Here is a 24,550-nt window from a genome sequence, read left to right as displayed (position 1 = left end):
GCCTTGCGTGGGGCACGGGGGAGCGGCGCCAGGTGCACAGTGCGCGGACGGTCGCGATGACCGCCGACCGGCCGTGGGAGCCGGTTCGCCCGTCCCTCGCGACAGGACGGCCGTAACGCCCCGGCACAGTGGTCCGCGAAGCGGGATCGCCGCTCGCCGTGACCCCGGTGTCTGCCGGGCGTGGCGTCAACCTACCGGGGGCGGCGGAAGATTGACCACGGCCGAAACGGGCGTGACCGATTGCGGACAAGGAGATGTACGGCTTGGCGTGACCATGGTCAAGTCGGTGCGGCGGATCTAGGGTCGGGTCATGCCTGCCGAGGATCCGTACGGGGACGACGCCGGCCCCGGACAGGTCGAGACCGCGGCGGGGGCGGCCTACCGCGAGCTGGGCTGCGCCGGCCGGCCGCCGGACGCCCTGCCCGAGGACGTACGCGAGTGGCTCGCCGCGCGGCGGCTGCTCGACGGGGAGGCGGGGCACGCCAACTCGCCCGAGCGCGCGCTGCACGAACTCCTCGCCGACCAGCGCCGCCGGCTCGGCGATCTGGGTCAGGGCCTCGACGCGCTCCACGACGTAATGCGGCTGATGCCGGAACTGCGGCCCGCCGGACGCGAGACCGTACGGGCCGAGTTCTTCGCCGACCGGGACCGGCTCAGGAAGCGGATGGGCGATCTGGACGCCCTGTGCCGGGACGAGATCCTCGGTATGCGCGGCACCTTCCCCGGCCCCGAGGCGCTGGCGGAGAGCCTGGACGAGGATCTGGCCATGCTCGCCCGGGGGGTGGGGATCCAGCTCCTCGTCGCGACCGGGGCCGCGCGCCGCCCCGGGGCCGCCCGCTATCTCTCCCGGATGCGTGAGCACGGTGCGCGCATCCGGCTCGCCCCCACGGTCCCCCTCCATCTCAATGTGGTCGACCGCGCCGTCACCGTCCTCGCGCTCGACCCCGTCGGCGGCGGCTCCGAGCCCGCCGAGGACGCCGTCCTCCACAGCCCCCGGCTCGCCTCCTGCTTCGCCCGGGTCTTCGACCACCACTGGTGCACCGGCCTCCCCTACGGCACGGATCCCGCCGAGGAGTGGACCCTCCGCGACCGCGAGATCCTCGCCCTTCTCGCCGCCGGGGCCAAGGACGAGGCGATCGCCCGCCGCCTCGGCTGCTCCGAACGCACCCTCCGCCGCCTCCTCGCCGCCCTGGTGGCCCGGCTCGGGGCCGAGAGCCGCTTCGCGGCGGGGGTACGCGCGGCCAGGCTCGGCCTGCTCGACGGCCCCTGACCGGGCGGAGACCTCCGACCGGGCGGACGGAGCCCGGTTACGGGTGAAATCGGGGCATTTGGAGCTAGGCTCGGCGCATGATCTGGCTCCGGGCGCTGAAGGAGACCGCCCGCGCCGGGCTCACCATCGAACGGCGGCGGCTCGAACCGCTGGTGGCGCTGCGCGGAGCCGCCGGGCTGGCGCTGGTCGTCGGGGTGACGCTGGCGATGTTCGGGCCGGTGGTGGCGGTGAGTTCGGCATTCGGGGCGTACCAGGCGGCGATCGCGATCTACCAGCGGAGCTGGCGGCCCCGGCCGGTGCTGGCACTGGCCTCCGGCACCAGCCTCGCGGTCTCCACCTTCCTCGGCTATCTCACCGCGTCCCATCTCCCGCTGCTCCTCGTACTCCTGACGGTGTGGACCTTCGCCGCCGGGCTGGCGTGGGCGATCGGCACCACGGTCGGAGTGATCGCCGCGTCGAACGTGGCCATCATGCTGGTGACGATCACCCTGCCGACCTCGGTCGCGGAGGCCGCCGGGCACGCGGCGGTGATCGCGATCGGCGGGGGAGTGCAGGCGCTGCTCATCGTGCTGTTCCCGGTGCGCCGCTGGGGGGCCCAGCGGGACGCGCTCGCGGACGCGCTGGCGGCGGAGGCCGACTACGCGCGGCGGCTGCGCGAGAACCCGACGGCCTCCTTCGACCCGGAGCCGCTGATGCTGGCCCGCAGCGCCGCCGTCGTCAGCCCCCGCCAGGCCCGGCGCAGACCGGCGGAGCTGCACGGCGCCCGGGGGATCGCCGAGCGGATCAGACCCGTGCTGGCCTCGCTCGCCGACCCGGCGGTGGGTGTCCCGGTCGAGGGCCCGGAGCGGGAGCGGGTCCGGGAGCTGCTGGCCGCCGCCGGGACCGTGCTCGACGCCGCGGCGCACGCGATCCGGGAGGGGAAGTCCGTGCGGACGCCCCGGGACGCCATGGACACGCTCAAGAAGGCCGACACCCTCGCCCTGCTCAGCGGCCCGCCCCGCCGGGCGGTGATCCGGCTGGCCGCGCTGATGGACGACGTGGTGGAAACCGCGCGGGGCGAGGGCGCGGGCGAGGAGACCCACCGCGACCGGCCGCCCCCGCACCGGCTCTTCCTCCGCGCGGTGAAGTCGGTGCGCGCCGAACTCCGCTGGGCCTCACCGGTGCTGCGGCACGCCGTCCGGGTCTCCGCCGTGGTCTGCGCGGGCTATCTCCTCGGCACCGCCCTGCCGCTCGGTCACGGCTACTGGGCCCCGATGACCTCGGTGATGGTGATGCGCCCGGACTTCTCCCAGACCTACGCCCGCTCCGTCGCCCGCTTCGGCGGCACCCTCGTCGGCGTCGGGGTCGCCACCGCCGTCGTCCAGGGCGCCCACCCCGGCGTCCGGCTCTCCGGCGCGCTCGCGGTGCTCTGCGCCTTCTGCGTCTATCTGGTGCTGCGCACCGGCTATGTCGCGGCCAATGTCGGCATCTCCGCCTATGTGGTCTTCCTGCTCAACATGGGCGGCGAGGACGCCGGCCAGACCGTGCGCGAACGCGTGGTGCTCACCCTCCTCGGCGGGCTGATCGCGATGATCTCGTACGCCCTCTACCCCGCCTGGGAGACCCCCCGGCTGCGCAATCGCCTCGCCGACTGGCTGAAGGCCGACGGCCGGTACGCGGCGGCCGTGGTCGCCCACTACGCCCAGCCGGCCGATGTCGACAACCAGGAGGTCAGACAGGCGCTGCTCGCCGCGCGGGACGCCCGTATCGCCTGGCAGGACGCGCTGGCGCGGGCCATCCACGAGCCGGTGCGCAGCCGGGGGCTGACCCGCGCCGCCGCCGAGGCGGCCGAGCACGCGCTCGCGCAGATGGGCCGCAGCGCGATGCTGATGGAGGCTCATCTGCCGGAGCACGGCGCGGTGCCCGTCCCCGCCGCCGCCGCCCTCGCCGACGCGCTGCGCCAGGACACCGAACGCGCCGCGAAGGCCGTACGCGAACGCCGTTCCCTGAAGTGGGACGGGGTACGGGCGGCCCTCGCGGAGTGGGAGGACGACGACACGGTGCTCAGCGGGGGGACCGCCCTGCTGGCGGAGGCGCTGGAGGAGCTGACCGACGCCCTGGACGACGGCGTACGGCGCTGATCCGGCGCGCCGCGCCCGGTGGTTTCAGGAGGCGGGGACGGCCTCCAGGCTGGGCAGCTTGGTGGGCAGGCCCAGGTCCGCCTTGGTCAGGGTGTCCTTCTTGCCCTTGTCCCAGGAGACGACGAGCGTCTTGTCGTCGGCGGACACGACCGTGCCCATGGTCCGCTGGCCGCCGCCGCCCACGCACTTCAGATCGAGCATCTGATCGCCGTGGTCGGCGACCTTCCCCGTGCAGGAGTCGCCCTCGGCGAGCAGGACGACGGCGGTGCCCTTGACGCCTATGGTGACGGTCTTCCCGTCGGTGCGGCCCATCCACTCGCCCTCGATGTCGGCGGGGCTCACCTTCTTCGGCTTCTCGGTGGAGGACTCCCCCTTCTCCTCCTGGTTCTCCTTCTCACCGTCGGCCGGCGGTGTCTCGGTGTGCGCGCCGTGGTCGCCGCTCTTGCTCTTGTCGCCACCGCTGTCGCTGCCGCTGTCGCTCTTGTTCTCGCCGCCGCCGCATCCGGTCAGCGCGAGAGCCAGCGCGGCGACAAGTCCGGCCGCGGTCAGGGAAGTACGTACACGCACGGGTCGGGCCCCTTGGTCGGTTGGGAAGATCGCGCCAAGCTACCAGGACGACTTGGTGACCCCCGGAAGGAATCCCGCGTGCGCCAGCTCGCGCGTCCGGACCCGGGAGAGCCCGAACTTCCGCAGATGGCCGCGGGGCCGGCCGTCCACGGCGTCCCGGTTGCGCACCCGGGTGGCGCTGGCGTCGCGCGGCTGGCGGCGCAGTTCGGCCTGGGCGGCGAGCCGGTCGGGGCCGGGGGTGGCGGGGTGGCGGATCAGCTCCTTCAGCTCGGCGCGCCGCGCCGCGTACCGCTCGACGACGGCCCGTCGGCGGTCGTTCCGTACGACCTTGCTCCGCTTCGCCATCAGACCTTCCCTCCCCGCGCGCGGATCCGGGCCACGGCCGCCTCGATGCCGATCGTGTCGATGGTCTTGACCGCGCGGGCGCTGAGGGTGAGCCGGACATGGCGGCCCTCGCTCGGCAGCCAGTAGCGCTTGCGCTGGATGTTGGGGTCGAAGCGGCGGGAGGTGCGCCGATGGGAGTGGGAGATGTTGTTGCCGAAGCCGGGCTTCGCGCCCGTCAGCTGGCAGTGGGCGGACATGGGTGCCCCTCTCGTCGCTCGCCGGCCGCCGGGGCCGGAACCCATTTGGTAATGGGAATCATTTCCATATACTAGCCCCATGGCACGCTCCGAACTCCGCCCGATCATCAAGCTCCGCTCCATCGCGGGCACCGGCTACACCTATGTCACTCGCAAGAACCGCCGTAACAACCCGGACCGCATGACCCTGCGCAAGTACGACCCGGTCATCGGCCGCCACACCGACTTCCGAGAGGAACGCTGACCATGAAGCCCGGAATCCATCCCCCGTACCGGCCCGTTGTCTTCCGCGACAAGGCGGCCGGCTTCGCTTTCCTCACCCGGTCCACGGCCGTCGGGGAGAAGACCTCCGACGGCAGGACGGTCGAGTGGGAGGACGGTGTCACCTACCCCGTCATCGACGTCGAGATCTCCTCGGCGAGCCACCCCTTCTACACGGGCACGGCCCGGGTGCTCGACACCGCAGGCCGGGTGGAGCGCTTCGAGCGCCGCTACGGCCGGGGCGGGGAGCGCGGGTGAGCCCGGCGCTGCCCGTCGCCGTCGTCGCCGGGCTGCACTCCGATGCCCGGGGCCGGGCGGTGGAACGGCTGCTCGCCGGGGTGCCCGGCAGCGTCGCGCTCCACCACGACCTCACCGGCGCGGCCGAACGGGGCACGGTGGTGCGGACCGTGCGGGACGCGCACGGCGTACGCGAGCGGGGCGAGACCCCGCTCGTCGACGACTGCGCCTGCTGCGCGCTCCGGTCCGATCTCCTGCCCGCGCTGCGGCGGCTCGCGGAGACCGGGGAGACCCGGCTCGCGGTCCTCGAACTGTGGGACTCCGTGGAGCCCAAGGCGATGGCCGAGGTGATCGCCGAGCACGGCGGGGACTCCCTGACCGTCTCCGCCGTGATCACCGCCGTGGACCCCGCGCTGCTGCTGCCCTGTCTGGGCAACGGCGACGATCTGCGGGAGACCGGACTCGCCGCCGCCGCGAGCGACCGGCGCACGGTCGCCGACACCTTCGCGCGCCAGCTTGAGTACGCCCCGGTGCTGGCCGTCGCCGACAGCGAGGAGGCCGACGACGAGGACCGCGCCCTCCTCGGCCAACTGCACCCCACCGCCCGCCGGGTCCCGCTGGAATCGGCCGAGCTGGCGCGGGCCGCGTTCGCCGGATTCGACGTGGGGGCGGCCGCCGCCGCCCAGCACCCGGCCTGCGCGCTGCTGCCGCAGGAGGCGGAGGAGCGCGGGGTGGGCACCTATGTCTGGCGCCGCCGCCGGCCCTTCCACCCCGGGCGGCTGTACGCGGCGCTGGAGGGGCTGACCTGCGCGGCCGCCCGCAGCCGTGGCCGGTTCTGGCTCGCGGACCGGCCGGACACCCTGCTCGCCTGGGACGCGGCGGGCGGCGCGCTCTGCGTCGAGAGCGCCGGGCCCTGGCTCGCCTCGCTGCCGGACGCCGCCTGGGAGCTGGTGCCACCGGTCCGCCGGGCCGCCGCCGCCCTGGACTGGCACCCCGAACACGGCGACTGCTGCCAGCACTTGGTCTTCACCTCGCCCGCGCTGGACCGCGACGGCCTGGAGCGGCTCCTCGAATCCTGTCTGCTGACCGACGCGGAGTACGCGGCGGGCCGGGCCGAGTGGAAGCGGATGCCGCCCGTGTTCGACGCTTTCCTGGCCTCATAGCGCCAGGGGCGGACCGGGGCAGGGCCATGGCGCGGTCATCGGGTACGTCAACAGGTGCATGCCAGGGTCCGCCGACTGCGCGACAAGTGCGCTCGACATGGCGGGAATTGAGCAATCACGTGAACAGGGCAGCCAACCGGGCGCGAAACGCGTCCTCCAGGGAAACGGGGTCGACGCACCCCGGCTGACCTGGGGTTCTCATCCGCCCTTCAGCCGTCGGCCGGTTGCTTCCCGAGGTGCTGGAATCGCTTCCGTGACGGAGTGGAACTGTAACCGTGGGAATACCGCGCGTGCACGTGCATATGCCCGTGCTAACGCTTATGCATTGGCACGTGAAACAGAGCTATGATCCGGGACAGTTGACACATGCACCTTGTAGCCCGGGAGCGTCTCGTGCACCACACGTACAACGGAATGCCGGCCCCCGAGCTCCACGGGGTCGTCTGGCAGAAGAGCAGGCACAGCAACTCCCAGGGTTCGTGCGTGGAGTTCGCCAAGCTGCCCGGCGGGAGCGTCGCGATGCGCAACTCCCGGCACCCCGAGGGGCCCGCCCTCGTCTATACGCCCGCCGAGATAGAGGCGATGCTCCTGGGCGTCAAGGACGGGGAGTTCGACCATCTGGTGGCGGGAGGCTGACGGCCCTCGGCGCCAAGAAGAGCAAGAAGAAGGGGAGCGGGCCCGCCCCCCGAAGCCGGGCCCGCTCCCCGGCTCGAACGGCCCGGCCTACAGGCCGGGCTGACTCAGCCGGAACAGCGCCCACACGACCTTGCCGTGCAGCGCCCCGGCGAGCGGGTGCCACCCCCAGCTGTCGCTGAAGGAATCGACCAGGAACAGCCCCCTGCCGGACTCCGCCGTGCCCTTGGGGTCCGGGAACGCCGCCGGGGCGTCGCCGCCGCCGAAGGTTCCGGGGCTCTCCGGGCTGGGGTCGCGCACCGCGCACACCAGCCGGCCGGGCCAGCGCATCAGATGCAGCCGGACCGGAGGGTCCTGGCTCTCGTGCTGGGCGTCGGCGGGCAGCGCGTGCCGCAGCGCGTTGGTGACGAGTTCGGAGACGACGAGCGAGACATCGTCGAACCGCTCGCCCAGACTCCATCCCCCCAGCGTCGCCTTGGTGAACTGGCGCGCGCCGCGCACCGCCTCGAAGCGGGCGGGCAGCGAACACGAGGCGGAACTGGCGACCCTCGCGGCATCGATGGGGGGAAGCCCCTGCCGTAACGGCTCTAGCATGGTCGATCCATTCGTCCCCATGCGAGGCACTCCCGGGAATCGCGGCTGTGACGCTACAACACGAACGAGCACGCAGGTGCGGCGAGGACCATGGTTCCGAATGCGTTCGGCAGATGCAAGGGCAGATGCACGTGCAGCTGACCGTCATGTCCCTGTCCGTGGCGGTTCTTTGGCATATCTTTCTGCGATCTCTTTCATGGTCTTCCCAAGGGCTTCCCATTTCTGTAACTGAATGAGTACGCGCTGAAGTGTTTTGGTGGCAGAATCGCGCACTTGGGGTCCGGGGGGTGCCTCACTCTGTAGGAGAGGCCAGGGAAGTCCGCGCCATGAACGGGCGGGCAGGCATGACGAGGTTGGGGAGGGTTGGAGTCGTGACCGCAGGCGAGTCGTGGGCCGAAGGGCCAGGTGGGGGTTCCGTGGTGCGGCGCATCCTGTTGGGCTCGCAGCTGAGGAGACTGCGCGAATCGCGCGGCATCACCCGTGAGGCGGCCGGCTACTCGATCCGCGCATCAGAGTCCAAGATCAGCCGTATGGAGTTGGGTCGGGTGAGCTTCAAGGCGAGGGATGTTGAGGACCTTTTGACGCTCTACGGCGTCGCCGACGAGACGGAGCGCGGCGCTCTGCTGGGCCTCGCGAAAGAGGCCAACGTCGCTGGGTGGTGGCACAGTTACGGCGATGTGCTGCCCGGCTGGTTCCAGACATATGTGGGACTGGAGGCGGCGGCCTCGCACATCAGGCTCTACGAGGTGCAGTTCGTCCACGGTCTGCTCCAGACCGAGGCCTACGCCCACGCCGTCGTCACCCGGGGCATGGGAGAGCAGTCCCAGGCCGAGGTGGACCGCAGGGTCGCGCTGCGGCTCGAACGGCAGAAGGTGCTGGTCTCCGAGCGCGGGCCCAGGCTCCACGCGATCCTGGACGAGGCCGCGCTGCGCAGACCCTACGGCGACCGCGCCGTGATGCAGGGGCAGTTGAGGCATCTCATCGAAGTCTCCGAACAGCCGAACGTCACCCTTCAAGTGATGCCCTTCAGCTTCGGTGGTCATGCGGGCGAGAGCGGTGCGTTCGCGATGCTCCGCTTTCCCGAGTCGGACCTGTCCGACATCGTCTATATGGAGCAGCTCACCGGAGCGCTCTATCTCGACAAGCGCGAGGAAGTCGCTCAGTACGAGAGGGTCATGACCCGTCTCGGCGAGGACAGTCCGGACCCGGCGGAGAGCCGAGATCTTCTGCGTGGTCTACTCCAACTCACCTGAAACAAAAGTATAGTGACGTCGCGTCAAGGCGGGTCTTTGTGAGGTTCAGAGGTTCTGGCGTTCCTACGTTCTGACGGGTAAGGGATCGGTTCTATGTCCTTGTTCACCGAGCTGGCCTACCAGTACATCGATGGTGAGTGGAGGCCCGGGAGCGGCTCCTGGGACATCATCGATTTCAATCCGTACGACGGAGAGAAACTGGCCTCCATCACGATCGCCACGGCGGCCGAGGTCGACCAGGCGTACCGTGCGGCGGAACGGGCCCAGCCGGCCTGGGGCGAGACCAATCCCTATGCCCGCCGGGCGGTCTTCGAGAACGCGCTGCGCATCATCGGCGAGCGCGAGGCGGAGATCACCGAGGCGATCATCGCCGAGCTGGGCGGCACCCACATCAAGGCCGCATTCGAGCTGCATCTCGCCAAGGAATTCCTGCGCGAGGCGATTCAGCTGTCGCTGCGGCCCGAGGGGCGGATCCTGCCCTCGCCGGTGGACGGCAAGGAGAACCGGGTCTACCGGCTGCCGGTCGGTGTCGTCGGAGTGATCAGCCCGTTCAACTTCCCCTTCCTGCTCTCCCTGAAGTCGGTCGCGCCCTCGCTGGCGCTGGGGAACGGAGTGGTTCTCAAGCCGCATCAGAACACTCCCATCTGCGGTGGGGCGCTCGTCGGGAAAATCTTCGAGGACGCCGGTCTGCCGCCCGGTCTGCTGAATGTCGTCATCACCGATATAGCGGAGATCGGCGACGCGCTGATCGAACATCCGGTGCCCAAGGCAATCTCTTTCACGGGCTCCGACAAGGTCGGCCGGCATGTCGCCACCGTCTGCGCCGCCAATTTCAAGCGCGCGATCCTGGAGCTGGGCGGAAACAGCGCGCTCATCGTGCTGGAGGACGCGGACATCGACTACGCGGTCGACGCGGCGGTCTTCAGTCGATATGTGCATCAGGGGCAGGTCTGCATGGCGGCCAACCGGGTGCTGGTGGACCGGAAGGTGGAGAAGGAGTTCACCGAGAAGTTCGTCGCCAAGGTGCGGACGCTGAAAGTCGGCGACCCGGCCGACCCGGCGACCCATATCGGTCCGCTCATCAACTCCCGGCAGGCCGACGCGGTCACCGCTCTTGTCGAGCAGACCGTGGCGGCGGGCGCGACCGCGCTGCTGCACGGCGGCTCGGTCGGGAATCTGGTGGAGCCCTCGGTCCTCACCGGCATCGCCACCGACTCCCCGGTGCTGGGCCAGGAGATCTTCGGCCCGGTGGCGCTGATCGTGCCCTTCGACGGGGACGACGAGGCGGTCAGGATCGCCAATGACACCCCGTACGGGCTGAGCGGCGCCGTGCACACCGCCGATATCGAGCGGGGTGTGGGGCTGGCCAAGCGGATCGACACCGGCATGATCCACATCAATGACAGCACCGTCCACGACGAGCCGATCGTGCCTTTCGGCGGCGAGAAGCACTCCGGCAGCGGCCGGCTGAACGGCGAGTCGATGATCGAGGCGTTCACCACTCAGAAGTGGATCTCGGTGCAGTACGGGCGCTCGCGGTTCCCCTTCTGACCCTTCCGGCTCTTCCAGCCCTTACGGCCCCTTGCGGACAGTGCCTGTCCGCGAGGGGCCGTAGCGTTTGCGGTGTCGACAGGAGGGCGTCAGCCTCTCCTTGAACCAATGACGCGCTGAAAGGCGGACATCATGGTCACGCATGTTGACTGGGACGCCCACGACGACGAGCGGGGCATGCTGCTCGCCTTCGTCGAGGCACAGCGGGCCGCGCTGCGCCGCTCGGTCGCCGGGCTGAGCGAGGAGCGGGCCGCGAGCCGCCCCAGCGCGAGCGAGCTGTCCCTCTCCGGGCTGTTGAAGCATGTCGCGGAGGTCGAGCTGAACTGGCTGCGGCTGGCGCAGCAGCGGCCCAATGAGCGCGCCCGTACCCAGGAGACCTGGGGGGACGCCTTCCGGCTGACGGAGGAGGAGTCGGTGCCCGGGGTGCTGGCGTTCTGGGACGCCGTGGCCAAGGAGACCGAGGAGTTCGTCCGCGCGGCGCCGAGCATGGCGGACGCCTTCCCGCTGCCGAAGGCCCCCTGGTTCCCCGAGAACGGCGAGGTCTCGGTGCGCTGGCTGCTGATGCATCTGATCGAGGAGCTGGCCCGGCACGCGGGGCACGCGGACATCATCCGGGAGTCGCTGGACGGCCGGACGGCCTTCGAGCTGATCGCCCTGGAGCAGGACGGCGGCTGACGGAGGGGCTCACCCCCCGGGATCCCCACCCCCTGGGACCCCGGCCTCCGGGGCCCCGCCCGGCTCAGGCCCTCAGCTCCGCGAGCCTGGCCAGGGTGTCCCGTACCGAATCGCGCTCCTCCTCGGTCAGCTCGCCCCCGGCGGCGCGCTCCAGCAGCCGCGCCGCCGTCTCCGTGTCGCCGAGCCGCTGGGCGATGTCGCCGCGCAGCACCAGCAGTCGCAGCAGCTGTACGGGGGTCGGGCGCTCGTCCGTCAGCTCCAGCACCCGGTCGATGATCTTCGCGGCTCCCGGCAGGTCCTCCTTGGAGTCCGCGTAGAGGTCCGCCAGGTGCAGGGCCCGGGCGAAGGTGCCCTTGGGCGCGGGCCGGTGGCTCTGGTCCTCGCTGATCGCCTGCCCGACCCGGACGGAGGTGCCCGTCGGGTCCGTCATCAGGAACTGCCGCATCCCGTAGGACATGTCCTTGAGCGGCCCGATGCGCGGCAGCCCCCGGGAGGGGACCTTTCCGTACGCGGCCTTCAGCCCGGCCCGGAAGGTCTCGTGCAGCTCGTCCACCCGCTCGGTGGTGATGTAGCAGCCGGAGTAGGACTCGGCCGGGTCGTACTCCTTCATGCCGAGGAACTGGAGTTCCACCTCGCCGCGCTCGACCACCGCGTAGGCGTAGGGGCTCTTCTGCTGGAAGGTCGTCTCGAAGCCCAGGGCCGTGTAGAAATCGAGCACCGGCTGGAGCAGCTCCGTTCGGCAGGGCAGGAGTGGAATGGTCTTCTCGGTCATGGGCATAGAGTAGTCAAGATTGAATAGACTGGTTCAGCAGAGGAGGAATCCGGCCAATGTCAGCGATCCGGCTGCTGGTCCTCGGGGCCGTCCGCCAGCACGGGCGGGCGCATGGCTACCAGGTCCGCAACGACCTGGAGTTCTGGGGCGCGCACGAGTGGTCCAACGCCAAGCCGGGCTCGATCTACCACGCGCTGAAACAGATGGCCAAGCAAGGGCTGCTGCGCGCCCACGAGGTCGGGCCCTCCACCGCCGGCGGTCCGCCGCGCACCGAGTACGAGCTGACCGAGCAGGGCGGCGAGGAGTATCTGCGGCTGCTGAGGGAGGCCCTGACCGCGTACGACCAGAAGATGGACGTCCTGTCGGCCGGGGTCGGCTTCATCGTCGACCTCGAACGGTCCGAGGCGGTCGCACTGCTGCGGGAGCGGGTGCGCGGCATGACGGAGTGGCGCTCGTCGGTGACCGACTACTACACCCCCGAGTCGGGGCCGGAATCGCTCGGCCACATCGGCGAGATCATGAATCTGTGGGTCTCCTCGGCCGACTTCGGCGCGCGGTGGACGCTCGGTCTGATCGAGCGGATCGAGGCCGGGGCCTATGTCTTCGCCGGTGAGGGGGAGCGGTCGGTCCAGGTGCTCGCCGAGGGCGAGCGGAACCCCTACGCCACCGGGGTGCCGCACACCGGGGACGAGGAGTGATCCGGCCGGACCGCTCCCCTCAGTGGTGGAAGGCGGTGGCCGTCGCCGTGTCGGTGCCCAGGGGGCACTGCTGACGGCGCAGCTCCGGCAGCAGTTGTCCCAGATCCTCCATCAGCAGATCGCCCAGATCCGCCGAGAAGCCGTTCCGGCAGACCACCCGCAGCACCGAGAGATCCGTGCGGTTCGCCGGGAAGGTGTAGGCGGGGACCAGCCAGCCGCGCTCCCGCAGCCTGCGCGAGACGTCGAAGACGTCGAAGGCCGTCACGCCCTCGGCGGTGGTCAGGGCGAAGACCGGCAGTTCGTCGCCCCGGGTGAGCAGCCGGAACTCCTCCAGCGCGGCGAATTTCCCGGCGAGCGCCATGGCGATGTCCCGGGCGGTCTGCTGGACGGCCCGGTAACCCTCACGGCCCAGCCGCAGAAAGGTGTAGTACTGCGCCACCACCTGCGCCCCCGGGCGGGAGAAGTTCAGGGCGAAGGTGGGCATGTCGCCGCCCAGGTAGTTCACCCGGAAGACCAGCTCCTCCGGCAGCTCGGCCGAGGAGCGCCACAGCGCCCATCCCACCCCCGGATACACCAGCCCGTACTTGTGCCCCGAGGTGTTGATCGAGGCGACCCGGGGCAGCCGGAAGTCCCAGACGAGATCCTCGTCCACGAAGGGCGCGACCATCGCGCCCGACGCCCCGTCGACATGAACCGGGACATCGAGCCCGGTGCGCTCCTGGAGGTCGTCGAGGGCCGCGCAGACCTCGGCGACCGGTTCGTAGGACCCGTCGAAGGTCGAGCCCAGCACGGTGACGACGCCGATGGTGTTCTCGTCGCAGAGTTCGGCGGCGGCCCGGGGGTCCAGATGGAAGCGGTCGCCCTCCATCGGCACCTGGCGGGCCTCGACCTCCCAGAAGTTGCAGAACTTGTCCCAGCACACCTGCACATTGACGCCCATGACCAGATTGGGCCGCGCGTTCGCCGGATAGCGGTCGGCGTTCCGCGCCGCCCAGCGCCGCTTGAGCGCCAGTCCCGCCAGCATGCACGCCTCGCTCGAACCGGTGGTGGAACAGCCCACGGCGGCCGAGGGGTCGGGCGCGTTCCACAGATCGGCGAGCATCGCCACACACCGCCGCTCCAGCTCGGCGGTGCGCGGGTACTCATCCTTGTCGATCATGTTCTTGTCGCGGCACTCGGACAGGAGCACCCCGGCCTGCGGCTCCATCCAGGTGGTCACGAAGGTGGCGAGATTCAGCCGTGAGTTGCCGTCGAGCATCAGCTCGTCATGGACCAGCCGGTACGCGGTCATCGGCGGCAGCGGCCGGTCCGGCAGCCGGTGCGTGGGCGGTGCGGCCGTCATCCCGCTGACGGGGTCCGCCTCTCCGTAGAACGGGTTGAGGGAGAGTCTGCGCCGCTCGCGGGCGTGCTCGGACGGCTGGTTCGCGCCCTGGTGGAGTGGCATGCGCACTCGCCGCCTTTCGGGTGTACGGCAGGAAAGCACCCCGGGTCCCAGGCTCGTACGGGCGCGCACCGGCCGCAACGCGAGCCCCGCCGCGCTCCCGCCCCGGCTCCCGGGCTCCCCGGCCCTCAGCTCCGGGGGGAGGCCCGTACGAGCTGGGCGAGATGCACGGCCGCGTCCCGCAGCGGGGTGTCGTCGCCGCTCACCCGGCTCAGCAGCTCGGCCCCCTCCAGCATGCTGATGACCGTGCCGGCCAGGGAGCGGGCCGCGGCCGGTTCGATGCCGCTCTCCTGGAGCTTGGCGGCGACCAGGCTCCGCCAGCGGGTCAGCGCCTCGGTCGCGGCCTCCTGGAGGCCGGGGACCCGGCCGACGGTCTCCAGCGCGGTGACCGCGACCGGGCAGCCGTCGGTCCAGTCCGACTCCCGGAGGGTGTCGGCCAGCAGCAGGGCGCAGGCGGCGGTGGCCTCGGCCGGGTCGGGGGAGCTGGCGAGGCCCTCGGCGATCAGCTCGCCGAACTCGGCCGCGCCGTGGCGCATCGCCTCGATCGCCAGCTCCTGCTTGCCCCCGGGGAAGAAGTGGTAGACGGAGCTGGGCGAGGCGTTCGCCGCCCCGGCGATGGCCTTGACCGAGGTGCTCTCGTACCCCTGCCGCTGGAGCAGTGCGGCCGTGGCCTCGATGATCCGGCAGCGGGTGTCCGCCGCGTCGGAGCGGCCGGCGCCGGACCGGCGCGGAGCGGTTCTCCCGGCTTCCCTGACTTCGCTGGCTCTCATGGGCCCATCCTACTGGTTGGAACGTTCGGTCCAGTCCTGGTTATAGTCTGGACTGAACGTTCCAACCAGAGAAGTGAGCGGTAGCCATGACAACACCAGCGCCGGACCCCTGGGCCGGTCACCCCGGATACGCCCGGATGTTCGCCCCGGGCGAGCTGACCGTGGGCCTGTTCCTGCCGCTGCGGCCGTACGCGGGCACGATGGACGGGATGCGCGGCCACACCGAGGTCGTCCAGGGGGCCGACCGCTCGGGATTCGCCGCGGTCTGGGTCCGTGACGTCCCCCTCGCCGATCCCGCCTTCGGCGACGTCGGGCAGGTCTACGACCCCTGGTCGGCGCTGACCTGGCTCGCCGCGCACACCTCCCGGATCGCCCTCGCCACCGGCAGCGTCATCCTCCCCCTGCGCCACCCCATCGACCTGGCCAAGCAGGCGGCGTCGCTGGACCACCTCAGCGGCGGCCGGCTGGTGCTCGGCGTGGCCTCCGGCGACCGCCCGGCCGAGTTCCCCTCGTACGGCGTCGAGCACGCGACGCGCGGAGCCCGGTATCGCGAGACGGTCGAGGCCTTCCGGGAACTGCTCGGGACCGTGGGGCCCAAGGCGCGGCTCCAGGGCACCGATCTGCTGCCCAAGCCGGTGCACGGGGCGATACCCCTGCTGGTCACCGGCTCCTCCCAGCAGTCGCCGGAGTGGATCGCCCAGCACGCCGACGGGCGGCTGATCTACCCGATGGCGACCGCCGCTCCCGAAGGCCCCAAGGCGCTCGGCCGCAAGATCGCCGACTGGCGGAGGCTGGTCCCCGGGGAGGGGTTCCGCCCGGTCGCCACCAATGAGTGGATCGACCTCGTCGAGGACCCCCGGCACCGGCCGACCCCGCTGCGCGGCGGATTCGTGCTGCGCACCGGCACCGAGGGGCTGCTCGAACTCCTGGGCCGCTGGAAGGAGGCCGGGGTCAACCACGGCGCGCTCGGCGTCCAGCACGGCCGCCGCCCGGCCGCCGAGGTCGTCGCCCAACTGGGCGAAGAGGTCGTCCCGCACTTCCCGGCGCTCGCCGGGCCCGCGCCGAAGGCCCCCTCGTGGTAGCCGGTTCCGGCGGCCTCGGCACCGGCCGCCTCCCGGGGGCCCAGGAGTTCCGCGACGCCATGCGCCGCTGGACGACCGGGGTCGCGGTCGTCACCACCGAGGGCCCCCGGGGGCCGCACGGAATGACGGTCAACTCCCTGCTCTCGGTCTCCCTCGACCCGCCCACCCTGCTGATCTCCCTGAAGCGGGGCAGCCGCACCCTCGCCGCCGTGGAGCGCACCGGCGGCTTCACGGTCAATGTCCTCGCGGACGCCCAGCGCCCGCTCGCCGACCGCTTCACCGGGCGGCGCGAGCCCGGCGAGGAGGAGTTCGCCGGACTGCGCCCGCGCCCGTCGGCCGACGGCGCAGGGCCGGAACTGGAGGGCAGTCTCGCCGTGCTGACCTGCCGTACGGCGGAACATGTCGAGGTCGCCGACCACACGCTGGTCATCGCCGAGGTCACCCGCGTACGGCTGCCGGACGGCCCCGGCCCCGGCACCGGCCCCGGCGGGCCGCTGCTCTACGCGGACCGCCGCTATCGGAGCCTGCCCGGCGAAGAGGCCCCGCCGGAGCGGTGAGCCCCGGCCGCCGATGGCGTCGGGGCCCGGCGTCAACTCCCGTACACCCGGACCGGAAGGGCGTCGAAGGCCCCGACGCCCTTCTCCGGCCGCTTCTTTCGGGGGCCCCGGCCGGGCGGCTCCGCCCCGGCGCGCCGCGCGCGGTGCATTCTGAGGTCCCGGGGCGATGCCCGCGCCGCCCCGACCGCCGCTCGAACCGACCCCTGACCTTGGAGCACGGACCTCGTGACCACCCTCGCGCTCGGACCGGACTGGCTCGACCCGGACCGGCTCATCGGCACCTTCGGCCTCATCGGGGTCCTGGTGATCGTCTTCGCCGAGTCCGGCCTGCTGATCGGGTTCTTCCTGCCGGGCGACTCGCTGCTCTTCACCACCGGTCTGCTGGTGACCACCGGAAAGCTGGACGGGCTGCCGCTGTGGGCGGTGTGCTCCCTCATCGTGGCGGCGGCCGTCGTCGGCGACCAGGTCGGCTATCTCTTCGGCCGCAAGGTCGGCCCGGCGCTCTTCAAACGGCCCGACTCCCGTCTCTTCAAGCGGGAGAACGTGGAGAAGGCCCACGACTTCTTCGAGAAGTACGGCCCCAAGTCGCTCGTCCTGGCGCGCTTCGTGCCCGTCGTACGCACCTTCACCCCGGTCGTGGCGGGCGTCAGCCGGATGAACTACCGCTCCTTCGTCATCTTCAACATCATCGGCGGAGTGCTCTGGGGGGCCGGGGTCACCCTCCTCGGCGCGGGCCTCGGCGGGATCGATCTGGTGCACCGGCACATCGAGAAGGTCCTCATCCTCATCGTGCTGCTCTCGGTGCTCCCGATCGTCGTCGAGGTGCTGCGGGCCCGCGCCGGGGGCCGGAAGGAGGAGCCCGCCCGGACCCCGCCCGCTTCTTAGAAGCCGCGGGTCCGCTTCGCCGCGCGGCGGGGCTCGGAGGAGCGGACCGTGCCGCCGGGCACCCGGAGGAAGAGGCGGGACATCTCGCTGCCGAGGTTCACCCCGATGGCGATGGCCAGCGCCAGGGCGGCCGCCTTGGAGAGCGAGGCGAGCCCCGCGTTGAGATCGCCCCGGGCGATCGCCAGCAGTCCGAAGTAGGTCGCGCTGCCCGGCAGCAGCGGCCCGATGGCCGCGGTGATGTACGGCAGGGCCGAGGCGAAGCGGTACCGCGAGAGCATCTGCCCGAAGAGGCCCACCAGCCCGGCCGCCGCCGCCGTCGCCGCGACCGGCGGCACGTCCGAGGTGTTCGCGAGCACCCCGTACACCACCCAGCCGACTCCGCCGTTCAGCGTCACCAGCCACACGGTGTCCCGCTCCTGCTGGAGCAGGACCGCGAAGCAGAGGGAGAGCCCCATCGCCGCCAGCAGCTGGACCTCGGGGCGCTCCACCGCGTGGAGGGCGGTCTCCGGGGTGAGGACCGCGCCCAGCGCGATCCCCAGATAGAGCACCACCAGCACGCCGACGACGATGCCGACGATCAGATAGCCGACTTCGAGGAGCCGGGCCGCCGCGGTGATGTAGAAGCCGGTCAGCCCGTCCTGGACGCCCGCGACCAGGGCCCGCCCCGGGATCAGCGCGAACAGCCCACCGGTGATCACCGCGGAGGCGCGGACGTCGAGCGGGGAGAGGGTGAGCGCCACGCCCATCGCGGCGGGCGGCATCGCGGCGGCGACGAACTGGTAGAACTCCGGCAGTCCGCGGCCCGCGAAGAGCCAGGCCAGCCGGTCGCCGAGCATGGCGCTGACCGCCGCCGCGAGGAAGACCAGCAGATCGCCGCCGACCAGCACCGAGGCCGAGCCGGCCAGCAGCCCGCCCGCCACCGTGAGCGCCCAGCCGGGGTAGGGGTGCCGGTTCCGCCGGATCTCCGCCAGCCTGCGGTAGGCCTCCTCCAGGGAGACCTCGGTGTCCTGGTCGCTGATGTCGTGGACCAGCCGGTAGACCGCCGCCAGCCGGTTGTAGTCGGTGCCCCGGCGGCGCACCGTCCGGTTCGCCGTCACCGGGTCGTCCACCAGCGAGGGCTGGTACGTGATGGAGAGCAGGGTGAAGGTGACGGTCGGCTCGCAGCGGTCGAGCCCATAACTGCGCGAGATCGCGAACATCGCCGCCTCGACGTCCTCGGCCCCCTCGCCGCCCGCGAGCAGCAGCTCGCCGATGCGCAGGGTGAGGTCGAGTACGCGGGGCACGGCCGGGCCGCCCTCGTCCTGCTTCTGCACGATCTCCGGCACCGGGCGCTCGCCCACCGGCATCCGCAGCATGGCCCGCATCCGGTCCTGCCAGGGAGCGTCCGTGGTCAGCCGGACCGCCGGGATCCCGTGCGAGGGGGTGAAGACGGGCGGCGAGTGGCGGAAGCTGTAGGTGCTCGGCGTCGCGAAGGCGGAACCTTCCTGCTGCTCGACCGGGGCCTCCGCCGGGGCCGTCCCCGGCGGAAGGCTGAATTCCGAGGTGGGCTGGTCCTCCTCCGGGGGCTCCGGCGGAGCGACTCCCGGCGGTGGGGCGAAGGCGCTGTGCGCCTCGTCGGAGTGCGGTTTGCGCTCTTCGGGGGCTGGCACGACCACCGGGCCCATGGCGGCTCTGGGGCTTTTGGGGACATCGGGGCCCGGTGCGCCGTCCGAGTCCTTCGAGCGCTTCCGGTCCTTCGGGTCCCGGTCCTCCGGAACCTCCGGTTCCGCCACCACGTGCCGCCCTCGCTCCCTCTTGTTCCGCCGGTGTCCGCGCTCAGTATGTGCGTGGACATGCCGACGTACGACTCCGGGATCTTCTGCCCGGTCCGGCGCGAGGTACCGGACGGTCCGGGGGAACGCACCGCGGGCGGGACACCCGGAGGTGTCCCGCCCGCGACGACGTCGCTGTCAGGGCGTCAGTGAGCGCCGCCCTGAGCCTCCAGACGCTTGTAGGAGGCCTCGATCTCGGCCTCGGCCTCGGTGCGGCCGACCCAGTTCGCGCCCTCGACGGACTTGCCGGGCTCCAGGTCCTTGTAGACCTCGAAGAAGTGCTGGATCTCCAGGCGGTCGAACTCCGAGACGTGGTGGATGTCCCGCAGGTGCTCGACGCGCGGGTCCGAGGCCGGCACGCAGAGCAGCTTGTCGTCGCCGCCCGCCTCGTCCGTCATCCGGAACATGCCGATGGCACGGCACTTGATGAGGCAGCCCGGGAAAGTCGGCTCGTCCAGGATGACCAGCGCGTCCAGCGGGTCGCCGTCCTCGCCGAGGGTGTTCTCGACGAAGCCGTAGTCGGCCGGGTAGCTGGTCGAGGTGAAGAGTCGACGGTCCAGACGGATGCGACCCGTCTCGTGGTCCACTTCGTACTTGTTACGCGAACCCTTCGGGATCTCGATGGTGACGTCGAACTCCACGTGTGGCTCCTCCATGATCAACACAAAAATCCGGTCGTGCTGTGCCCTTCCGGTGAAGACTCCCCGGACCCCCAGCCGTGTGGTCGCTGGTGCCGACCGGGTGCTGACCGGGGTGCCGTGCACACGGCAAGACGCAGTTCTGGTGATTAAGTGTCCCTCACGCAGGTGTGTGATCGCGAAAGGGGCTGGTGCGAGGTGCCGGTGATCAGGACGTGGCAGCTCGCGGCGGGCGCGACGGCGCTGGGGCTGGTCATCGCCGCCGGGGCCGTGGCAGCCGCCGGACCCTGGGAATCCGGACAGCGCGAGGCCGAGCGGGAATGGGCCGCCGCGAAGACCGACACCGACCACAAAGCCCCAGGTCCAAAGCGTCCCGCCCCCGCGCCCAGCGCCCCCGGGGTGCTCGATCCGCTCGGCGGACGCCCCGCCTCCAAAGCCGCCGACGCCAAGCCCGGGGAGCTGGGCGAGAAGCTCCGGCCGCTCTTCGACGACCCCGGCCTCGGCCCCCTCCGCACCGCCTCCGTGATCGATGTCTCCACCGGCCGCCGGCTCTACGGCGAGGGCGCGGACAAGGCGATGCCCCCGGCCTCCACCATCAAGATCGCCACCGCGGCGGCGGCGCTCACCGCGCTCGGCCCCGACCACCGCATCCCCACCGCCGTCGTCGCGGCCGAGGACCGGCTCACCCTGGTCGGCGGCGGCGACGCGAGCCTGGACGGCGCCGGACTGCGGCTCCTCGCCGACCGCACCGCGCGCGCCCTCAAGACGCGCGGACTCACCTCCGTACGGCTGAGCTACGACATCTCCCTGTACACGGGCAACCCCCTGCACCCCATCGGGATGAACGGGAACATCGCCCCGGTCACCGCGCTCATGGTCGACCAGGGCCGGATCGACGCCGAGTCCGCCGGATACGCGGAACGCAGCCACGACCCCGCGGGCGAGGCCGCCCGGGCCTTCGCCCGGATGCTCGACCGGCGCGGGGTGCGGATCGCCGCCCCGCCCGCCCCCGGCCATCCCGCCGCCGGATCGCGGCCCCTCACGAAGGTCCTGTCCGAGCCGCTCGCCGCGCTCGCCGAACGGATGCTGACGGACAGCGACAACGACCTCGCCGAGTCCCTCGCCCGGCAGACCGCCCTGGCACTCGGCGAGAAGGCCGACTTCGCGGGCGGCGGCCGGGCGGTGCGCGCGCAGCTCTCCCGGCTGCGGCTCCCGCTGGCCGGGGCGCGGTTCGCCGACGGCAGCGGACTCGACCGCAAGAGCCGGGTCTCCGCCCGGCTGCTCACCGCCCTGCTGGCCCGCGCGGCCGAACCGGCCCGCCCGGAGCTGCGCCCGGTGCTGACCGGCCTCCCGGTCGCCGGGTTCACCGGCACCCTGCGCACCCGCTACGACGAGGGCGACCCCGGCTCGGGGCTGATCCGCGCCAAGACCGGCACCCTGACCGGGGTGAACGCGCTCTCCGGCACGGTGGCCGCCCCCGACGGCCGCCTCCTCGCCTTCGCCTTCCTCGCGGGCCGGACCGCCTCGCGGGACGAGGCCCAGGACGCGCTGGACGCACTGGCGGCCGCGCTGGTCTCCTGACACCGGCGTCTTCGGCCTTCTTCCCCGCCCCGGCCCCCGGGGCCCAACACCTCACCGCCGCGCGGGAGCACCACGTACGGTTGACGCATGACGAGCATCGGTGGTGCCGAGATGGTCGACTGGAATCTCGCGGTGGCGACCGCGACCCGCCTCGTGCGGCCAGGACCCGAGGTGAGCAAGGACGAGGCGCGCGCGATCGTCGCCGAGCTGCGGCGGCACGCCAAGGCGTCCGAGGAGCATGTGCGCGGCTTCACCCGCATGATCCCGGAGAGCCACGCCCCCGAGGACACCCCCGTCCTGGTCGTGGACCGGGCCGGCTGGGTCAAGGCGAATGTGGCGGGCTTCCGGGAGCTGCTCAAGCCGCTGCTGGAGAAGATGCAGGACCGCAGGGCCGGCGGCACCACGGGCGCGATGCTCGGAGCCGTCGGCGGCAAGGTCACCGGCGTCGAGCTGGGCATGCTGCTCTCCTTCCTCGCCTCCCGGGTGCTCGGACAGTACGAGACCTTCGCCCCCGCCACCCGTGAGCTTCCGGCCGGGGCCGACGGCGGCGGACGGCTGCTGCTGGTCGCGCCCAACATCGTCCATGTGGAGCGCGAGCTGGAGGTCGACCCGCACGACTTCCGCCTCTGGGTCTGTCTGCACGAGGAGACCCACCGCACCCAGTTCACCGGGGTGCCCTGGCTCCGCGACCACCTCCAGGGCGAGATCCAGTCATTCCTCGGGGAGACCGACGTCGACCCGATGACCGTCCTGGAACGGCTGCGCGAGGCGGCCCAGTCGCTGGCCGGGGCCCGCCCGGAGGGCGAGGAGGACGAGGGCGGACGCTCCATCGTGGAGCTGGTCCAGACCCCCGCCCAGCGCGAGATCCTCGGCCGGCTCACCGCGGTGATGTCCCTCCTGGAGGGCCACGCCGACTTCGTGATGGACGGCGTCGGCCCCGATGTGGTGCCCTCGGTCGCCGAGATCCGCGAGAAGTTCCAGCAGCGCAGGGCGCGCGGCGCGAGCCGGCTCGACCTGGCGCTCCGCAAGCTGCTCGGACTCGACGCCAAGCTCCGGCAGTACCGCGACGGCGAGCGATTCGTCCGTGCCGTGGTGGAAGAAGTGGGAATGGACGGCTTCAACCGGGTCTGGACCTCGCCCAACACCCTCCCGACCAAGGCGGAGATCGCCAAACCGGCGGACTGGGTCGCGCGGGTGCACCGCAGAGCGGATTAGTGAACACCGTACGGACGCGCGCCCTCGGGAGGGCCGGGGGACACCCCCTCGGGGGCACAGCATCACCCGTCCGAGGGACCCTGGGGCCGTAGGCAGGCGTGCGATGCTCGGGGAACGGCTCGGTTCTGTCACCATCGACGCACTCTCAGTGACCGAATCAGCGGTTCGGTCACGCAGAGAACGTCGACCGAACCTCCGCTCCGACTCCGAACCGAGGCTCACCCCCCAACCTCTCCATGAAGGGCACCGGACATGGGTCCCCATCCTGCGGTCGCGGCGATACGCCTGGCGGTCCGCCGCGTACTCCACGACGTCCTGACCGAACGCGCCATCCCCCAGCCCGACCGCACCACCCCTCAGCCCGACCGGGCCGCCACGGCCCCGCCCGCCGACCGGATCGCACGACTGCGGCAGTCGGCCACCCCCGCCTGCGCCGCCGCGGCCTCCGCCGCCGGGCCCGCCACCCCCACCCCCCTGGTCCTGGTGGCCTGCTCCGGAGGCGCCGACTCCATGGCGCTCGCCTCCGCCCTCGCCTTCGAGGCCCGCAAGCTCTCCGTCCGCGCCGGCGGCATCACCGTCGACCACGGCCTCCAGCACGGCTCCGACCTCCGGGCCGCCGAAGTCGCCGGCCGTCTCACCGCCATGGGCCTCGACCCCGTGGAGCCCACCACCGCCCGCGCGGGCCGCGACGCGGGCCCCGGGGCCGCCGCCCGCGACGCGCGCTACGCCGCCCTGGACGCCGCCGCCGAGCGGCACGGGGCGGCCGCCGTGCTGCTCGGCCACACCCGCGACGACCAGGCGGAAACCGTCCTGCTGGGACTCGCCAGGGGCTCCGGCATCCGCTCCCTCTCCGGGATGGCCGCCGTCTCGGGGCGGCACGACCGCTACCGCCGCCCCTTCCTCCAGCTCGACCGGCAGACCGCCCGCAAGGCGTGCATGGTCCAGTCCCTGCCCGTCTGGGACGACCCCCACAACGCCGACCCGGCCTACACCCGCTCCCGGCTGCGCCACGAGGGGCTGCCCGCCCTGGAGAAGGCCCTCGGCAAGGGGGTCGTCGAAGCCCTCGCCCGCACCGCCCAGCTCTCCCGCGACGACGCCGACGCCCTGGACACCTGGGCCGCCGACGCGGACGCCTCCGTACGCGACGACAGCGGACAGCTGGAGTGCGCCAAGCTGTACGCGCTGCCGCCCGCCGTGCGCCGCCGGGTGCTGCGCCGGGCGGTCATCGACGCGGGCGCGCCGGCGGGCTCCCTCTTCGCCCGGCATGTCGAGGAAGTCGACCGTCTGATCACCGGCTGGCGGGGGCAGGGGACGATCAACCTGCCCGGCCGCGTCGAGGCGCGCCGGCAGAGTGGCAGACTTGTCATCCGGCAAGGCTGACGCAGCCGCGGCACGAGCACGGCGGCTGAGGTCACCCGGGAGCCCCTGACGGGCGCCCGGACCCCCGGCCCCCGGGCACCGGCAACTCCTGCCGGACCGGGGACGCGTACCGGACCCCGGCGAAGAGAGAAAGCGACCGCGTGAACGAGAAGGACATGGGCACCGACCTTCAGTCGGTGCTCATCACCAAGGAAGAGATCGACGCGAAGCTGGCCGAGCTGGCCGCGAAGATCGACGCGGAGTACGCGGGCAAGGAACTCCTCCTCGTCGGTGTCCTCAAGGGCGCGGTGATGGTCATGGCTGACCTCGCCCGTGCCCTCTCCAGCCCCGTCACCATGGACTGGATGGCGGTGTCCTCCTACGGCGCGGGCACCCAGTCCTCCGGAGTGGTGCGGATCCTCAAGGACCTCGACACCGACATCAAGGGCAAGCACGTCCTGATCGTCGAGGACATCATCGACTCGGGGCTCACGCTCTCGTGGCTGCTGTCCAACCTCGGCTCGCGCGAGCCCGCCTCGATCGAGGTGTGCACCCTCCTGCGCAAGCCGGACGCCGCGAAGGTCGCGCTCGACGTGAAGTGGGTCGGCTTCGACATCCCCAACGAGTTCGTCGTCGGCTATGGGCTGGACTACGCGGAGAAGTACCGCAACCTGCCCTTCGTCGGCACCCTCGCCCCGCACGTCTACGGCGGCTGATCCGGCTCCCGGGCGCGCACCGGGAACCAAGACCCCCGATTCGCCGTTGGACCGTGGGAGGACGGGTTTGCCGTCCCCGGCGTGCGGTCACGGCAGCGATGCTGGGGTACCGTCCGAAGA

At 71.9% G+C, this 24,550-nt stretch carries 26 protein-coding genes; 17 read left to right on the top strand and 9 right to left on the bottom strand.

Annotated elements, in window-relative coordinates; translation table 11 throughout:
- Positions 1-310 precede the first annotated feature (310 nt).
- Both IE247_RS00485 and IE247_RS00480 read left to right on the top strand, forming a co-directional pair.
- Positions 311-1,270 carry a helix-turn-helix transcriptional regulator gene (locus IE247_RS00485; RefSeq protein ID WP_190120808.1) on the top strand — a complete coding sequence of 320 codons (960 nt, stop codon included), beginning with the start codon at positions 311-313 and terminating at the stop codon, positions 1,268-1,270.
- A 77-nt stretch (positions 1,271-1,347) separates the two neighbouring features.
- Positions 1,348-3,390, top strand: a complete 2,043-nt coding sequence (locus IE247_RS00480; protein ID WP_190120807.1) for an FUSC family protein — start codon at positions 1,348-1,350, stop codon at positions 3,388-3,390.
- Between the two features lie 24 nt (positions 3,391-3,414).
- Here IE247_RS00480 and IE247_RS00475 read toward each other — a convergent pair whose 3' ends face one another.
- The 3 genes from IE247_RS00475 to rpmB are packed head-to-tail and all read right to left on the bottom strand — an operon-like array spanning position 3,415 to position 4,538.
- Entirely contained in the window at positions 3,415-3,957 is a 543-nt protein-coding gene (locus IE247_RS00475; protein WP_190120806.1) for a hypothetical protein, read from the bottom strand.
- A 39-nt stretch (positions 3,958-3,996) separates the two neighbouring features.
- The gene (rpsN, locus tag IE247_RS00470; RefSeq protein ID WP_190120805.1) at positions 3,997-4,302 is read right to left on the bottom strand and encodes a 30S ribosomal protein S14; all 306 of its coding nucleotides are present in this window, start codon (positions 4,300-4,302) and stop codon (positions 3,997-3,999) included.
- Positions 4,302-4,538 carry a 50S ribosomal protein L28 gene (gene rpmB, locus IE247_RS00465; RefSeq protein ID WP_190120804.1) on the bottom strand — a complete coding sequence of 79 codons (237 nt, stop codon included), beginning with the start codon at positions 4,536-4,538 and terminating at the stop codon, positions 4,302-4,304. The genes rpsN and rpmB overlap by 1 nt, the downstream gene beginning before the upstream one ends.
- Before the next feature lie 79 nt (positions 4,539-4,617).
- Between rpmB and rpmG the strand changes: the two genes are divergently transcribed.
- The 4 genes from rpmG to IE247_RS00445 all read left to right on the top strand — a co-directional run bounded on the left by rpmG (position 4,618) and on the right by IE247_RS00445 (position 6,835).
- Positions 4,618-4,782, top strand: coding sequence for a 50S ribosomal protein L33 (rpmG, locus tag IE247_RS00460; RefSeq protein WP_190120803.1), 165 nt, complete (start codon positions 4,618-4,620; stop codon positions 4,780-4,782).
- A gap of 2 nt (positions 4,783-4,784) precedes the next feature.
- Positions 4,785-5,057, top strand: a complete 273-nt coding sequence (locus IE247_RS00455; RefSeq protein WP_190120802.1) for a type B 50S ribosomal protein L31 — start codon at positions 4,785-4,787, stop codon at positions 5,055-5,057.
- On the top strand, positions 5,054-6,199 hold the full coding sequence (locus IE247_RS00450) for a CobW family GTP-binding protein (RefSeq protein ID WP_190120801.1): 1,146 nt from the start codon (positions 5,054-5,056) through the stop codon (positions 6,197-6,199). Before IE247_RS00455 ends, IE247_RS00450 begins: the two co-directional genes overlap by 4 nt.
- A 393-nt stretch (positions 6,200-6,592) precedes the next feature.
- Positions 6,593-6,835, top strand: a complete 243-nt coding sequence (locus IE247_RS00445; protein ID WP_190121359.1) for a DUF397 domain-containing protein — start codon at positions 6,593-6,595, stop codon at positions 6,833-6,835.
- Between the two features lie 87 nt (positions 6,836-6,922).
- Here the strand turns inward: IE247_RS00445 and IE247_RS00440 are convergent, their stop codons facing one another.
- Entirely contained in the window at positions 6,923-7,447 is a 525-nt protein-coding gene (locus IE247_RS00440; protein ID WP_190120800.1) for an ATP-binding protein, read from the bottom strand.
- Positions 7,448-7,797: 350 nt separating this feature from the next.
- Here IE247_RS00440 and IE247_RS00435 point away from each other — a divergent pair, with 350 nt between their 5' ends.
- The 3 genes from IE247_RS00435 to IE247_RS00425 all read left to right on the top strand — a co-directional run bounded on the left by IE247_RS00435 (position 7,798) and on the right by IE247_RS00425 (position 10,905).
- A complete protein-coding gene (locus IE247_RS00435) occupies positions 7,798-8,679 on the top strand; it encodes a Sco1979 family transcriptional regulator (RefSeq protein WP_190120799.1) in 882 nt (293 codons plus the stop codon).
- Between the two features lie 93 nt (positions 8,680-8,772).
- Entirely contained in the window at positions 8,773-10,230 is a 1,458-nt protein-coding gene (locus IE247_RS00430) for an aldehyde dehydrogenase family protein (protein ID WP_190120798.1), read from the top strand.
- 132 nt (positions 10,231-10,362) lie between these two features.
- Complete coding sequence (locus IE247_RS00425) at positions 10,363-10,905, top strand: DinB family protein (protein ID WP_190120797.1); 543 nt, start codon at positions 10,363-10,365, stop codon at positions 10,903-10,905.
- 64 nt (positions 10,906-10,969) lie between these two features.
- Here the strand turns inward: IE247_RS00425 and IE247_RS00420 are convergent, their stop codons facing one another.
- Positions 10,970-11,677 carry a bleomycin resistance protein gene (locus tag IE247_RS00420; RefSeq protein ID WP_190120796.1) on the bottom strand — a complete coding sequence of 236 codons (708 nt, stop codon included), beginning with the start codon at positions 11,675-11,677 and terminating at the stop codon, positions 10,970-10,972.
- A gap of 56 nt (positions 11,678-11,733) precedes the next feature.
- On the opposite strand from IE247_RS00420, the gene IE247_RS00415 reads away from it, so the two are divergent.
- Complete coding sequence (locus IE247_RS00415; RefSeq protein WP_190120795.1) at positions 11,734-12,375, top strand: PadR family transcriptional regulator; 642 nt, start codon at positions 11,734-11,736, stop codon at positions 12,373-12,375.
- A 19-nt stretch (positions 12,376-12,394) separates the two neighbouring features.
- On the opposite strand, the gene gad is transcribed toward IE247_RS00415, so the two are convergent.
- Together gad and IE247_RS00405 are read right to left on the bottom strand one after the other, a co-directional pair.
- Positions 12,395-13,819 carry a glutamate decarboxylase gene (gene gad, locus IE247_RS00410; RefSeq protein ID WP_190120794.1) on the bottom strand — a complete coding sequence of 475 codons (1,425 nt, stop codon included), beginning with the start codon at positions 13,817-13,819 and terminating at the stop codon, positions 12,395-12,397.
- Between the two features lie 125 nt (positions 13,820-13,944).
- Positions 13,945-14,586 carry a TetR/AcrR family transcriptional regulator gene (locus IE247_RS00405; protein ID WP_190120793.1) on the bottom strand — a complete coding sequence of 214 codons (642 nt, stop codon included), beginning with the start codon at positions 14,584-14,586 and terminating at the stop codon, positions 13,945-13,947.
- Between the two features lie 86 nt (positions 14,587-14,672).
- On the opposite strand from IE247_RS00405, the gene IE247_RS00400 reads away from it, so the two are divergent.
- The 3 genes from IE247_RS00400 to IE247_RS00390 all read left to right on the top strand — a co-directional run bounded on the left by IE247_RS00400 (position 14,673) and on the right by IE247_RS00390 (position 17,110).
- Positions 14,673-15,668 carry an LLM class oxidoreductase gene (locus tag IE247_RS00400; protein WP_190120792.1) on the top strand — a complete coding sequence of 332 codons (996 nt, stop codon included), beginning with the start codon at positions 14,673-14,675 and terminating at the stop codon, positions 15,666-15,668.
- A complete protein-coding gene (locus tag IE247_RS00395) occupies positions 15,662-16,225 on the top strand; it encodes a flavin reductase family protein (RefSeq protein ID WP_229868359.1) in 564 nt (187 codons plus the stop codon). Before IE247_RS00400 ends, IE247_RS00395 begins: the two co-directional genes overlap by 7 nt.
- 225 nt (positions 16,226-16,450) lie before the next feature.
- Entirely contained in the window at positions 16,451-17,110 is a 660-nt protein-coding gene (locus IE247_RS00390) for a DedA family protein (protein WP_190120791.1), read from the top strand.
- Here IE247_RS00390 and IE247_RS00385 read toward each other — a convergent pair.
- The gene (locus IE247_RS00385) at positions 17,107-18,774 is read right to left on the bottom strand and encodes a threonine/serine exporter family protein (RefSeq protein WP_190121357.1); all 1,668 of its coding nucleotides are present in this window, start codon (positions 18,772-18,774) and stop codon (positions 17,107-17,109) included. The genes IE247_RS00390 and IE247_RS00385 overlap by 4 nt on opposite strands.
- Positions 18,775-19,067: 293 nt before the next feature.
- The gene (locus tag IE247_RS00380; protein ID WP_108151010.1) at positions 19,068-19,562 is read right to left on the bottom strand and encodes an inorganic diphosphatase; all 495 of its coding nucleotides are present in this window, start codon (positions 19,560-19,562) and stop codon (positions 19,068-19,070) included.
- A gap of 195 nt (positions 19,563-19,757) precedes the next feature.
- Between IE247_RS00380 and dacB the strand changes: the two genes are divergently transcribed.
- The 4 genes from dacB (at position 19,758) to hpt (ending at position 24,430) form a co-directional block, all read left to right on the top strand.
- Positions 19,758-21,140, top strand: coding sequence for a D-alanyl-D-alanine carboxypeptidase/D-alanyl-D-alanine endopeptidase (gene dacB / locus IE247_RS00375; RefSeq protein ID WP_190121356.1), 1,383 nt, complete (start codon positions 19,758-19,760; stop codon positions 21,138-21,140).
- Between the two features lie 87 nt (positions 21,141-21,227).
- Complete coding sequence (locus IE247_RS00370; RefSeq protein ID WP_190120790.1) at positions 21,228-22,355, top strand: Rv3626c family coenzyme F420 biosynthesis-associated protein; 1,128 nt, start codon at positions 21,228-21,230, stop codon at positions 22,353-22,355.
- A gap of 252 nt (positions 22,356-22,607) precedes the next feature.
- Positions 22,608-23,735, top strand: a complete 1,128-nt coding sequence (gene tilS / locus IE247_RS00365; RefSeq protein ID WP_190120789.1) for a tRNA lysidine(34) synthetase TilS — start codon at positions 22,608-22,610, stop codon at positions 23,733-23,735.
- Positions 23,736-23,890: 155 nt separating this feature from the next.
- Positions 23,891-24,430 carry a hypoxanthine phosphoribosyltransferase gene (hpt, locus tag IE247_RS00360; protein WP_190121355.1) on the top strand — a complete coding sequence of 180 codons (540 nt, stop codon included), beginning with the start codon at positions 23,891-23,893 and terminating at the stop codon, positions 24,428-24,430.
- Positions 24,431-24,550: the final 120 nt, after the last annotated feature.

Source organism: Streptomyces inusitatus (assembly GCF_014651115.1).
Lineage (GTDB): Bacteria > Actinomycetota > Actinomycetes > Streptomycetales > Streptomycetaceae > Streptomyces > Streptomyces amakusaensis.
Note: the sequence above shows the minus strand (reverse complement) of the source record. Positions and strands in the feature narration are given on the sequence as shown.